General features: G+C 70.8%; 7 protein-coding genes and 1 pseudogene. 4 read left to right on the forward strand and 4 right to left on the reverse strand.

Features of this window, described 5'->3' with window-relative positions; genetic code table 11:
• The first annotated feature begins 356 nt into the window (after positions 1 to 356).
• Positions 357 to 5,912, forward strand: a complete 5,556-nt coding sequence (locus E1285_RS37265) for a carboxyl transferase domain-containing protein (protein WP_132159305.1) — start codon at positions 357 to 359, stop codon at positions 5,910 to 5,912.
• Positions 5,913 to 6,230: 318 nt separating this feature from the next.
• Here the strand turns inward: E1285_RS37265 and E1285_RS37270 are convergent, their stop codons facing one another.
• Positions 6,231 to 6,872: a DUF305 domain-containing protein gene (locus tag E1285_RS37270; RefSeq protein WP_132159306.1), complete on the reverse strand. Its 642-nt coding sequence runs from the start codon at positions 6,870 to 6,872 to the stop codon at positions 6,231 to 6,233.
• A 276-nt stretch (positions 6,873 to 7,148) separates the two neighbouring features.
• Here E1285_RS37270 and E1285_RS37275 point away from each other — a divergent pair, with 276 nt between their 5' ends.
• Entirely contained in the window at positions 7,149 to 8,498 is a 1,350-nt protein-coding gene (locus tag E1285_RS37275; RefSeq protein ID WP_243723313.1) for a hypothetical protein, read from the forward strand.
• Between the two features lie 187 nt (positions 8,499 to 8,685).
• Complete coding sequence (locus E1285_RS37280; protein ID WP_132159308.1) at positions 8,686 to 9,618, forward strand: hypothetical protein; 933 nt, start codon at positions 8,686 to 8,688, stop codon at positions 9,616 to 9,618.
• Positions 9,619 to 9,667: 49 nt separating this feature from the next.
• Here the strand turns inward: E1285_RS37280 and E1285_RS37285 are convergent, their stop codons facing one another.
• Together E1285_RS37285 and E1285_RS37290 are read right to left on the reverse strand one after the other, a co-directional pair.
• On the reverse strand, positions 9,668 to 11,116 hold the full coding sequence (locus E1285_RS37285; protein WP_207947102.1) for an MDR family MFS transporter: 1,449 nt from the start codon (positions 11,114 to 11,116) through the stop codon (positions 9,668 to 9,670).
• Positions 11,117 to 11,335: 219 nt separating this feature from the next.
• A complete protein-coding gene (locus E1285_RS37290) occupies positions 11,336 to 12,196 on the reverse strand; it encodes a formate/nitrite transporter family protein (RefSeq protein ID WP_132159310.1) in 861 nt (286 codons plus the stop codon).
• A gap of 333 nt (positions 12,197 to 12,529) precedes the next feature.
• Between E1285_RS37290 and cynS the strand changes: the two genes are divergently transcribed.
• Positions 12,530 to 12,967 carry a cyanase gene (cynS, locus tag E1285_RS37295; RefSeq protein WP_207947104.1) on the forward strand — a complete coding sequence of 146 codons (438 nt, stop codon included), beginning with the start codon at positions 12,530 to 12,532 and terminating at the stop codon, positions 12,965 to 12,967.
• A gap of 131 nt (positions 12,968 to 13,098) precedes the next feature.
• On the opposite strand, the pseudogene E1285_RS37300 reads toward cynS, so the two are convergent.
• Positions 13,099 to 13,358: pseudogene (locus E1285_RS37300) on the reverse strand (1,4-beta-xylanase); the annotation flags it as partial.

A 13,358-nucleotide genomic window follows, 5' to 3' on the forward strand; every position in this document is an offset into this window, starting at 1 on the left:
CGCCCGCCCCGAGCCGCGCCAGCAACTCGTAGGAGGCGATCCGGGTGGGATCGGAGGGTGCGAGGGGCCTCATCCGAGCGACCTTCCTAGATCACCTCACGCGTCGCAACCTCTTTGGCGCCCGTACGGATTCGGCGCCCGTACGGATCGGGCGGCCGGGCGCGTGGCGCGGCCGCGGTCGGTTTTGCAGGTTTCCCACAACTGGGGGCGCTCAGCGTGCGCTGTCACCGACATGGCGCTACGGGCCGGTAGAAGGAAAGGTGAACACGGTCGGCCGCCGTCTGGCGGCGTGCGCAGGTTCGTTCGCAAGGCAGTGTCGGTTACAGGCAGTGTCGGTTACAGGAGGGTTCGGCCGGGTGTTCAGTCGTGTCGCCATCGTCAACCGTGGTGAGGCCGCCATGCGGCTCATCCACGCCGTACGGGACATCGCCGCGGAGACCGGGACGCGGATCGAGACCGTCGCCCTGCACACCGACGTCGACCGCACCGCCACGTTCGTGCGGGAGGCGGACGCCGCCTACGACCTCGGTCCCGCGTCCGCGCGGCCGTACCTCGACCTGGAGGTGCTGGAGCGCGCGCTGGTGGAGTCCGGGGCCGACGCCGCGTGGGTCGGGTGGGGCTTCGTCGCCGAGGACCCGGCGTTCGCGGAGCTGTGCGAGAAGGTCGGCGTCACCTTCGTCGGGCCGGACGCGGAGGCGATGCGCAAGCTCGGCGACAAGATCGGCGCGAAGCTGATCGCCGAGGAGGTCGGCGTGCCGGTCGCGCCGTGGAGCCGCGGCGCCGTCGAGACCCTGGACGCCGCGCTGGCGGCGGGGGCCGAGGTCGGCTACCCGCTGATGCTGAAGGCGACCGCCGGCGGCGGCGGACGCGGCATCCGCGTGATCACGAACGAGGCCGAGCTCGCCGACGCCTACGAGCGCACCAGCCAGGAGGCCGCGCGGGCGTTCGGCAGCGGTGTCGTGTTCCTGGAGCGCCTGGTCACCGGCGCCCGGCACGTCGAGGTCCAGGTGATCGCGGACGGCGAGACCGCGTGGGCGCTCGGCGTCCGCGACTGCTCGGTGCAGCGGCGCAACCAGAAGGTCATCGAGGAGTCGGCGTCTCCGGTGCTGAGCGCGGCGCAGGCGGCCGAGCTCAAGGCGTCCGCCGAGCGGCTGGCCGTCGCGGTCGGTTACCGGGGCGCGGCGACCGTCGAGTTCCTCTACCACCCCGGCGACGAGCTGTTCGCCTTTCTGGAGGTCAACACACGTCTGCAGGTCGAGCATCCGATCACCGAGTCCACCACCGGGTTCGACCTGGTCAAGGCGCAGCTGCACGTCGCGTCCGGCGGGAAGCTCGGGGATCGGGAACTCGACGGCGGGCCGCCGGTGGAGCGCGGGCACGCGATCGAGGCCCGGCTGAACGCCGAGGACCCGGACCGCGACTTCGCGCCCGCCCCGGGCCGCATCGCGCGGCTGGACCTGCCCGCCGGGCCCGGCATCCGGGTGGACACCGGCGTCCGGGAGGGCGACACGATCCCCGCCGACTTCGACTCGATGATCGCGAAGATCATCGCCTACGGGCGGGACCGCGACGAGGCGCTCGGCAGGCTGCGCCGGGCGATGGCGCAGACCGCGGTGATCATCGAGGGCGGCGCGACGAACAAGAGCTTCGTGCTCGACCTGCTCGACCAGCCCGAGGTGATCGACGCGAGCGCGGACACCGGCTGGATCGACCGCGTCCGCGGCGAGGGCCGGCTGGTCTCGCACCGGCACTCCGCCGTCGCGCTGGCGGCCGCCGCCATCGAGGCGTACGAGGAGGAGGAGCGCGCCGAGCGGCAGCGGCTGCTGTCGACGGCGTTCGGCGGGCGCCCGCAGGTGCGGCACGAGAGCGGCCGGCCGCTGGAGCTCAAGCTGCGCGGCGCCGGCTACCGCGTGCGGGTCGCGCGGATCGGCGCGCACCTGTTCCGCGTCGGCGTCGAGGCGGGTGACGGCGCGGGCGCCGGCACGGGGGACGGGGCCCGCACCGCCGATGTCGAACTCGAGCGCTTCGACCGGTACACCGGGCAGATCGTCGTCAACGGCGCCCGGTACCACCTGCTCACCGGCACGCACGGGCCGATCCACATGGTCGAGGTGGACGGCGTGACGCACCGGATCAGCCGCGACGAGGGCGGCGTCGTCCGCTCCCCCGCGCCGGCGCTGGTCGTCGACACGCCGCTGAAGATCGGCGCCGAGGTCGAGGCGGGCGCGCCGGTCCTGGTGCTGGAGAGCATGAAGATGGAGACGGTGCTGCGGGCGCCGTTCAAGGCGCGGCTGAAGGAGTGCCTCGTCTCGGTCGGCAGCCAGGTGGAGACGAGCGCGCCGCTGCTGCGGCTGGAGCCGCTCGCCGACGACGCCCAGGACGCCGACGCGCCGGCCGCCGTGTCCGTCGAGCTGGACCTGCCCGACGCGCCCGCGAAGGTCCCGGCACGGGAGCGCGCCACGCGCGGCCAGGCGGACCTGCGCAGCCTGCTGCTGGGCTTCGACACCGACCCGCACGACGGGCACCGGGTACTCGACGACTACCTCGCGGCGCGCCGGGCGGTCACCGAGGAGGGCCACCGGACGCTGGCGCAGGAGATCGAACTCGTCGACGTGTTCGCCGACCTCGCCGAGCTGAGCCGCAACCGGCCGGCGGGCGAGGACGGCGCGGGTGACGGCGCGGGTGACGGCGGCGGGGACGGCGGTGAGAGCCACGTCCACAGCGCCCGCGAGCACTTCCACAGCTACCTGCAGAGCCTCGACATCGAGCGGGCGGCGCTGCCGGAGGCGTTCCAGGCCAGGCTCGCCAAGGCGCTCGGGCACTACGGCGTCGCCGAGCTGGAGCGCTCCCCCGAGCTGGAAGCCGCGGTGTTCCGGATCTTCCTCGCCCAGCAGCGCGCGTCCGCCGACGCCTCGGTCGTCACGGCGCTGCTGCGCGCGTGGCTGCGGGAGCCGCCGCCGGACGAGGAGCTGCGCGAGCCCGCCGGTCTCGCGCTGGAGCGGCTGATCGCCGCGACGCAGGTCCGCTTCCCGGTGGTGTACGACCTCGCGGCGGGCGTGGTGTTCGCCTGGTACGCCCAGCCGCTGCTGCGCCGCAACCGCGCCCGCGTCTACGCCAACGTCCGCCGGCACCTCCGCCACCTGGACGTCCACCCGGACGCGCCGGACCGCGCGGAGCGCATCGCCGAGATGGTGCGCAGCACCGAGCCGCTGGTGCGGCTGCTCGGCCAGCGCCTCATCCGCGACGACCGGGACAACTCGGTCATGCTGGAGGTGCTGACCCGGCGGTACTACGGCAACAAGGGCCTCACCGGCGTCCGCACCAGCGAGGTCGCGGGCTGCAGGTTCGTGGTCGCCGAGCGCGCCGGTTCGCACCTGGTCTCCGCCGCGGTCGGCTTCGACGCGCTGGACGGCGCGCTGCGCGGCCTCGCGGAGATGGCGGACGGCGCGAACGCCATCGACGCCGACATCTACCTCGCCTGGGAGAACCAGCCGGAGGACTTCGATGCGATGGCCACCGCCCTGCACGAGGCCGTCAACGCGCGTCCGCTGCCGGAGCAGGTCCGCAGGCTCACCGCCACCGTGGCGGCCCGCGACGGCGCGGTGATGCACCACCACTTCACGTTCCGCCCGTCGGCCACCGGGATGACGGAGGAGCGGCTGATCCGCGGCCTGCACCCCTACATCGCGCAGCGGATGCAGATGGAGCGGCTGAGCGGGTTCGACCTCACCCGGCTGCCGTCCTCGGACGAGGAGGTCTACCTCTACCGGTGCGTGGCGCGGGAGAACCCGTCCGACGACCGCCTCGTCGCGTTCGCGCAGGTCCGCGATCTGACCGAGCTGCGCGATCACGACGGCCGGCTGCTCACCCTGCCGACCGCCGAGTACACCATCGCCACCTGCGTCGACTCGATCCGCCGGGCGCGGACGCGGCGGCCGCCGAAGAACCGGTTCCCCACCAACCGGATCGTGGTCTACGTCTGGCCGCCGAGCGAGCTGACCCGCGCGGAGCTGGAGACGCTGGCCCGGCGGGTCGTGCCGACGACGGCGGGTGCCGGGCTGGAGGAGCTGCTGATCATCGGGCGCCAGCGCGACAAGGCGACCGGCGAGCTGCACAAGATCGCCGTGCGCGTCGCGTTCGACGCCGCCGGCGGGACGAGGCTGACCGTCGGCGAGCCGTCCGACGAGCCGGTCGAGCCGCTCGACGGCTACCGGCAGAAGGTGCTGCGCGCGAGCAGCCGGGGCACCGTGTACCCGTACGAGCTGACCCGGATGCTGGGCGACTTCGCCGAGCACGACCTCGAAGAGGACGGGGGCGAGGACGGGGCGGGCGGCTACGCGCTGGTGCCGGTCGACCGGCCGCGGGGACGCAACACCGCCGCGATCGTCGCGGGCGTGGTGACCACGACGACCCGGCGTCATCCGCAGGGCATCGCCAGGGTGGTGCTGCTCGGCGACCCGACCAAGGCGCTCGGCGCGCTGTCGGAGGCGGAGTGCCGCCGCGTGGTCGCGGCGCTGGACCTGGCGGAGCGGATGCGGGTGCCGGTGGAGTGGTACGCGCTGTCCGCCGGCGCCCGGATCTCCATGGAGTCGGGCACGGAGAACATGGACTGGGTGGCGGCGGCGCTCAAGCGGATCGTCGAGTTCACCCAGGACGGCGGCGAGATCAACATCGTGGTCGCGGGCATCAACGTCGGCGCGCAGCCGTACTGGAACGCCGAGGCGACGATGCTCATGCACACCAAGGGCATCCTGGTGATGACGCCGGAGTCGGCGATGGTGCTCACCGGCAAGCAGTCGCTCGACTTCTCCGGCGGCGTGTCGGCCGAGGACAACTTCGGCATCGGCGGCTACGACCGGGTGATGGGCCCGAACGGGCAGGCGCAGTACTGGGCGCCGAGCCTGACGGCCGCGCGGGACGTCCTGATGTCGCACTACGACCACACGTACGTCGCGCCCGGCGAGGAGGCGCCGCGCCGCGCGTGGACGAGCGACCCCGTCGACCGCGACGTCTCGGGCTTCCCGCATGCCGTGGAGGGCAGCGACTTCACGACCGTCGGCGAGATCTTCTCCGCCGCGGCCAACCCGGACCGCAAGAAGCCGTTCGACATCCGGACCGTGATGCGGGCGCTGTCCGACCAGGACCACCCGGTGCTGGAGCGCTGGGCGGGCATGGCCGACGCGGAGACCGCGGCGGTGCAGGACGTCCATCTCGGCGGGATGCCGGTGTGCCTGCTCGGCATCGAGTCGAAGGCGGTGCCGAGGCGCGGCTTCCCGCCCACCGACGGCCCGGACACCTACACCGCGGGCACGCTGTTCCCGCAGTCGTCGAAGAAGGCGGCGCGGGCGATCAACGCGGCCAGCGGCAACCGGCCGCTGGTGGTGCTGGCGAACCTGTCGGGCTTCGACGGCTCGCCCGAGTCGATGCGCAAGCTGCAGCTGGAGTACGGCGCCGAGATCGGCCGCGCGATCGTGAACTTCCGCGGGCCGATCGTGTTCTGCGTGATCTCGCGGTACCACGGCGGCGCGTTCGTGGTGTTCTCGAAGGCGCTGAACCCGAACATGACCGTGCTCGCGCTGGAGGGCTCGTTCGCCTCGGTGCTGGGCGGCGCCCCCGCCGCCGCGGTGGTGTTCGCCCGCGACGTCGACGCCCGCACCGCGGCCGACCCGCGCGTGCGGGACCTGGAGGCCCGCGTCGCGCCCGCCACCGGCGCCGACCGCGCCGCGCTGACCGCGGAGCTCGACGAGCTGCGCGCGTCGGTCCGCACCGAGAAGCTCGGCGAGGTTGCCACGGAGTTCGACCGCGTGCACGACATCCGGCGCGCGGTCGAGGTCGGCTCCGTCGACGCCGTCATCGGCGCGGCGGAGATGCGGCCGCGGATCATCGAGGCGATCGAGTCCCACCTGCGCTGACGACGGACGCCTTGAGTGGCTGGTAGCGAGTGGCGGCAACGAGTGGCGGGGACCGGGCTTCGGCTGGTCCCCGCCACTTTCGCGTTCGTGCGGCCAGCTATTGGCGCAGCGCCAATAAGCCTGTAGTGTCTCGGTTGACGCAGGGACGCAGGAGAACGCGCACTTCGGGTGGTCATCGACCTGATCGCCCGGGTCTGAGTCTCCGGCACTGGCTGCGCCGCGCGCCGAACAAGGCGCGGCCAGTGCCGGTACGTCGCTCTCAGCGCCGGTACGTAATCCTCAGCGCCGGTATGTGGTCTCGGCGCCGGTATTCGGTCCTCAGCCCTGCTGCAGTTGCCGCATGCGGCCGATCTCCGCCAGCTGGGTCGACTCGACGTCCCGTGCCATCTCCTGGACGGTGACGTCGGTGCCCTTGTCCACGACGTCCTTCACCATGGTGATCGCGCCCTGGTGATGAGTGATCATCAGCTTCAGGTAGAGCTCGTCGAACGCGGCGCCGCGCGCGTCCCGCAACTGCTTGAGCTGCTCCGGCGTGGCCATTCCCGCCATGCCGCCGGTGCCATGCGCCCCGTGGTTCTCGCCGTGCGCCTTCAGGACGGCCTTGGGGTTCTTCTCCAGCCACGACTTCATCGCCGCGATCTCGACCTTCTGCGCCGCGTCGATCCGCTCCGCCAGCGAGCGCACCTGCCCGTCGGACGCCCGGTCCGGGGCCAGCGCGGACATCTCCAGCGCCTGGGCGTGGTGCGGGATCATCATCTGGATGAACCTGACCTCGGCCGCGGTCGGCTCCGCGGGCTTGCTCGGGCCTTTGAGCTCGGTCTTGTTGGGCTCGCCCGGACGTCCCGGGACCAGCACGGACTCGGACGGGGCCGCCTCGGGTTCGTCGCCGCCGCCGCACCCTGCAAGGACGCCGGCGGCCATCACGACCACCGCACCCGTCACCGCGATCCGATGCCGCATCGAGCCTCCCAGTCCGGCCGTCACCCACCTCGGACCGTATCCGCAGCGCGTGACGCCACAAAAGGGTCTTTTGATATCGAGACGCTCACATATGTGTTCAGACCTAGGCATCAACCCCGAAAGGCTTCATACTCCTGAAAGATCAGAACATGTTCGCCGGGGGGCATGCAGACAAAGGAGTCAGGTGTGACAAAAGAGTCAGGTGTGGCGCCAGTTCCCAAGCGAAGAACCAGACGCAGGACCCTCGTAAGCATCGTCTCCGGCATCGTGCTGGTGATGTCCTCGGTGTTCATCCCGGCGGCATCGGCCGACCGCGGACCCGACGACGGCATCTCCAAGACCCCCAACATGCATCACCTGGCGAACATCCCCAAGCAGGGACCGCTCGCCGGACCCGACGCCCTCAACTCTGACTGGGCCTTCCAAGGCAAGTACGCCTTCGGCGGCAACTACGAGGGCTTCACGGTCTACGACATCAGCCGGCCGTGGAAGCCGAAGGTCGTCACGGTGGTGCACTGCCCCGGATCCCAGAACGACGTGTCGATCTCCGGGGACCTGCTGTTCCTGTCGACGGACAGTTCGCGGAGCGACGACTCGTGCCAGTCCGTGTCCAAGCCCGCGTCCGACAAGTCGGCGTGGGAGGGCATCAAGATCTTCGACATCAGCGACGTGCGCAACCCGCGCTACGTCAAGGCCGTCGAGACCAAGTGCGGCTCGCACACCAACACCCTCGTCCCGGGCAAGCGCACGGCCTACATCTACGTGTCCTCGTACCGCCCGGACGGCACCTACCCCGACTGCCAGCCCCCGCACGACCTCATCTCGGTCGTGAAGGTGCCGCTGGAGAACCCGACCGCGGCGCACGTGGCGGCCGAGCCGGTGCTGTTCCCGGACGGCGGCAACCCCGGTGACCCGCCGGACACGGAATGGCCGAACGGCACCAGCGCCACCTCGGGCTGCCACGACCTGACCGCCTACCCCGAGAAGGACCTGATGGCCGGCGCCTGCATGGGCGACGGCGTGCTGTTCGACATCTCGGATCCGCTCGAGCCGCGCACCATCACCAGCGTGCGCGACGACGAGAACTTCGCGTTCTGGCACTCGGCGACGTTCAACAACCGCGCCAGCAAGATCGTCTTCACTGACGAGCTGGGCGGTGGCGGCGCCGCCACCTGCAACGCGGAGGTCGGGCCTGAGAAGGGCGCCAACGCCATCTACGACATCGTCGGCAAGGGCAAGCGCGCCAAGCTGAAGTTCCGCAGTTACTACAAGATCCCGCGCCACAACACCGACGCGGAGAACTGCGTGGCCCACAACGGCTCGCTGATCCCGGTGAAGGGCAAGGACATCATGGTGCAGGCCTGGTACCAGGGCGGCATCTCGGTCATGGACTTCACCAACTCCCGCAATCCCAAGGAGATCGCCTGGTTCGACCGCGGCCCGTGGTCGGAGGAGCTGAACATCGCCGGTAGCTGGTCGGCGTACTACTACAACGGCTTCATCTACTCCAGCGACATCCAGCTGGGCCTGGACGTCATCGACATCCGGGACCGCCGCACCGACAAGGCCAAGCGCGTCAGGCTCGGCGAGCTGAACGCCCAGTCCCAGCCGAACTACTTCGACTGACCTGACCGGACGCCCCCGCGGGCGAGCCGACAGGTCGCGCAAGGGGCCGGGCACCGGCGACGGTGCCCGGCCCCTTCGCGCGCCCGGCGGTCCTCGGTGGTCACCGAACCCACTGGTAGCGGGCACAATGTCCGGCACGGCCGTCTCGTTCCTACCGGCCGGTGAAGAGATATCGCGGGGGGATTGCGTGGACACGCCGGATCGGCATCCGACATCGGTCTTCGTCGTCGGCACCTTGTTCTCGGGGTCGACCCTGATCGGCCGCGACATGACCACTCGCATCGGGAACGCCCACTATGCCGGCGAGCTGAACAACTTCACGCAGATCCCCGGCATGAGCCATCCGACGTCCGGTCGGGGCTGCGGGCCCTGCTCCCTGCTCGGCAGGCCATGCCCGCACTTCACGGACGAGCTGCGGGAGCACGCGACCCACGAGGACATCCTCGGCCTGCACGACCGGCTCGCGCGGTCACTCGGCGCGTCGGCGATCATCGACGGGAGCAAGTACGTCGGCTGGCTCCGGCGTGCCGTCCACCAGCTGAGCCCCGATCAGGCGGACCGCTCTCCCCTGCACGTGATCGTCACCGCCCGCAACCCGGTCGCCTTCGCGACCAGCCACCGGAACCGGACGGGGGAACCGCTGTGGCAGGGGGCGAACATCTGGCGCGACACCTACGTCGACGCCCTCCGCACGGCCAACACGTTCGGGCTACCGCACATGGTGATCCGCTACGAGGACCACATGGCGCAGCGAGAGCGTTCCCTGCGGCGCCTGGCCGCCTTCCTGCATCTGCCGCTCGACGCCGGGCCGGATGGCACCGGGCTCCACGACACGGGCGGCAACTGGAGTTCCTTCGTGCCCTACGTGGGCGAGGGGCAGCTGGTCCAGCACATCGAGCGGCTCGACGGAGACGGGCGCGCGGAGGCGGAGAAGTTCGTGGAGCACGCGCGGGCCTACTGGAACGACGGGAAGCCCAGGGCGGACACCCGCTGGCATCGCAGCCTCAGCGCCGTCGAGGCCAACGTGCTCCTGAGCACGCCCGGGATGGCCGACACGGCGAGCCTCCTCGGCTACAACGTCGCCGAATTCGTCCACCTGGCCGTCAAAGCCCCCCGGTGAGCACACCGGGGAGCCCGGCGGCGGGTTCCGGCCGCCACCTCGGGACGGCTCAGCCGACCGGCTCCAGGCGGCGGTCGTCGTCGTTCGTCTCCGGCTCGTCGGCCTTCGTGAGGGCGACCGGCTCGGACTCGTCGGCGGCAGTCGCCCGCTTCGGCATCAGGAGGGCGATCCCGACCATCGCCACGGACAGCGCGGCGCTGATGACGAACGCCAGGCGCATCCCGTCGAGCTGGGCGAGGCCCTGAGTGACGCCGTCGGCGATCCGGGTCTCGGCCCGGCCGGCCATCACGGTGACCACGAGCGCGGTCCCGAAGGCGGCGGCGACCTGCTGGAGGGTGCCCAGCATCGAGCTGCCGTGGGAGTACAGGTGCGACGGGAGCGCCCCGAGCCCGACGGTGAACACGGGCGTGAACGCCGCGGCCAGCGAGGCCGTGAGCAGCGTGTGCAGGCCGAGGATCTGCCAGTACGGCATCGTCATCGAGATCTGCGTGAAGCCGGCCATGGCGAGCACGACGCCCGCCGACCCGGGAATGATCAGCACGCGGGCGCCGAAGCGGTCGAAGAGCCGGCCCACGATCGGGCCGAGCATCCCCATCGCGAGGCCGCCGGGCATCACCAGCAGCCCGGTCTCCAGCGGGCTGAGGCCGCGCAGGTTCTGCAGGTAGATCGGCAGCAGGATCATCGCGCCCAGCATCGCCATGAACCCCAGCGACATCAGCAGCAGGGAGAGGGCGTAGGTGCGGTGCCGCAGGACACGCAGGTCCAGCAGGGGGACGTCACGGCGCTGGAGCCGGAGCTGCCGGACGACGAAGACCGCGATCAGGGCCAGCCCGGCCAGGACGATCAGCGCGGGACCCGCCGTCCCGCCCTCGCCGAACCGGCTCAGCCCGTACACCAGGGACCCGAACCCGCCGGCCGCGGCGACGACGCTGAACCAGTCGACGGTCGTGGCCTGCGGTTCCCCGACGTTCTCCAGCTGCGCCAGACCGCGCCAGGCGATCACGCCCGCGATCGGCAGCACCACCACGAACAGCAGCCGCCACGAGCCGAGTTGCAGGATCACACCCGAGATCGCCGGTCCCATCGCCGGCGCGACCGAGATCGCCATCGTCACGTTGCCCATCACCCGGCCGCGGTCCCGCTCGGGCACGACGGTCATCAGGGTCGTCATCAGCAACGGCATCATGACCGCCGTGCCGGACGCCTGGACGATCCGCGCGAGCAGCAGGACCTCGAAGACCGGCGCGACCGCGGCCAGCGCCGTACCGCCGAGGAAGACGCCCATCGCGATCGCGTAGGCGCGGCGGGTGGTGACCCGCTGCAGGAACCACCCGGTCACCGGGATCACCGCGGCCATCGTCAGCATGAACGCCGTCGACAGCCACTGCGCCGCCTGCTCGGTGATGTTCAGGTCCGTCATCAGCCGCGGGATCGCGTTGATCATGATCGTCTCGTTGAGGATGACCACGAACGTCGCCAGGACCAGCAGCCGGATCACGGCGGGCGTCCCGCGGCCGGAGCCTCCGTCAGGGGTGGCCGGCTTCAGGTCTGTGGATTCAGGTGCAAGTTTCATGCCAGATCAGACCGGCACGGCTCCGGAAACTCATCGATCAGTCCCAGAATCGGCGGTGACCACGGCGTTCTCGTCAGTACGGCGTTCTCGTCAACACGGCGTTCTCGTTAATACGCCGTTCTCGTCAACACGGCCGGGCATCCGTCACACGCTCACCTTCTCCGGCTCCCCGGTTTCCTGCTCCGTGGACTCCACGGGCCGCTGCCTGCTCGCACCGGTGCGCGCATGGGTCGCGTACAGCGTGAGCCCTACGAATGTCAGGCCGCCGACCAGGTTGCCGGCCACGGTGGGGATCTCGTTCCACAGGAGGTAGTCCGCGATCGAGAAATCCCCGCCGAGCATCAGGCCGGAGGGGAACAGGAACATGTTCACGACCGAGTGCTCGAACCCCATGTAGAAGAAGACGAGGATGGGCCCCCACATGGCGATCACCTTGCCCGAGACCGACGTCGATATCATCGCGGCGACGACACCGGTGGAGACCATCCAGTTGCACAGCACCCCGCGGATGAAAAGGGTCAGCATTCCGGCCGCGCCGTGCTCGGCGTAGCCGACCGTCCGCCCCTCGCCGATCGTGCCGATGGCACGGCCGACCTCGTCCGGGCCGGTCGAGAAACCGACCGTGAAGATCACCGCCATCAGCAGCGCGACGGTGAGGGCGCCGGCGAGGTTGCCGGCGAAGACCAGTCCCCAGTTGCGCAGGACGGAGCGCACCGTGACCCCCGGCCGCCTGTCGATCAGCGCGAGCGGAACCAGCGTGAAGACACCGGTCAGGAGGTCGAACCCCAGCAGGTACAGCATGCAGAACCCGATGGGGAACAGCAGCGCCCCGACGAGCGGCTCCCCGGTCTGAACGCTGACGGTGACCGCGAACGCGGCGGCCAGCGAGAGAATGGCGCCCGCCATGTACGCCCGGATCACGGTGTCCCGGGTGGACATGAAGACCTTGGCCTCACCGGCGTCCACCATCTTTCTGGAGAATTCGGATGGGCTCAGGTAGGACATGACCTCTCCTTCGCTAGGGCGGCCGCGGCCCCCTGGAGGGCGGCCCGCGAGCCGTCCAGCCGAGTCTGGCCAGCGCGGGTTTCCCGCTCGTGACGACGAAGGACGTCTTGTGTGACCGGACACTCACTCGGCCGCGAACCGCCCGTTCTCCCGCTGCCACATGGGCGTAACACGCCGGTACGCGGGCGTAACACGCCGGTCTTGAGCTCGAAATCAGGCGGCACCGTCGGTTAATAGTTCGTGTCGGCGCCCTCCCGTGAGTGGCTTCCGGTTTCCCGGCACGGAAGCCTGGTACACCGCATCGATCGCGAGGAGACCGATATGAAACCGATCATGAGCAGGTCCGAGGCCGCCGACCTGGTGGTCGCCGCCCGGACACGGCTCGGCCTGTCCTGGTCCGAGATCGCCGACGAGATCGGCGCGCCGGTCGTGTGGACGACCGCCGCGCTGCTCGGCCAGCACCCGATGACGGCGGAGCAGGCCGGGCAGGTCTGCCGCCTGCTCACTCTCGACGAAACGGTCGCCGAGAGCCTGCAGCTCCAGCCCGCCCGCGGCATCGACCCGGCGCTGATGAGCGACCCCACGATCTACCGTTTCACCGAGGCGCTGTCCGTCTACGGCCCCGCGCTCAAAGCACTCATCCACGAGGAGTTCGGTGACGGGATCATGAGCGCCATCAACTTCCGCGTCGACGTCTCCCGGCGTCCCGACCCTGAGGGAGACCGGGTCGTCGTCACCTTCGACGGCAAGTTCCTCGACTACAAGTGGTGACGCCCGGCGGACGTCCGTCGCGGCCGGACGCGGTCCCGTCCGCGGCCTGATCTCCCCGGCCCGGGAGCAGCCGGCGCGGCGCGGCGGTCTGCGAGCCGCCGCGCCGCTGGGGCGGGTACCGGAGGGCCTGGTCAGTTCGTGCTGCAGGAGACCGTCGGCCAGGTGTAGTTGCCGTTGTGCTTGATGGTGACGCCCCAGTTGTTGCCGCTGCCGTTGGGCCGGGCGGTGAGGACCTGGGCGCTCGGCCAGCTGGCGTCGATGTTCCAGGTGGCGATCATCTCGGCCGGGGACGGGACGTTCATCGTCACGGTCCAGTTGCTGGAACCGGACACCGCGACGTCGAGGTTGTACCGGTCGCTCCACTGCTGGCCGGCGGACAGGGTCGCGGTGC

Source organism: Actinomadura sp. 7K507, from assembly GCF_004348425.1.
In the GTDB taxonomy this organism is placed as follows: domain Bacteria; phylum Actinomycetota; class Actinomycetes; order Streptosporangiales; family Streptosporangiaceae; genus Spirillospora.

Coding starts and splice junctions, on each gene's coding strand:
- E1285_RS37290 (WP_132159310.1), bottom strand. CDS start 12,196: ATGTCCTACCTGAGCCCATCCGAATTCTCCAGAAAGATGGTGGACGCC.
- E1285_RS37270 (WP_132159306.1), bottom strand. CDS start 6,872: ATGCGGCATCGGATCGCGGTGACGGGTGCGGTGGTCGTGATGGCCGCC.
- E1285_RS37275 (WP_243723313.1), top strand. CDS start 7,149: ATGTCCTCGGTGTTCATCCCGGCGGCATCGGCCGACCGCGGACCCGAC.
- cynS (WP_207947104.1), top strand. CDS start 12,530: ATGAGCAGGTCCGAGGCCGCCGACCTGGTGGTCGCCGCCCGGACACGG.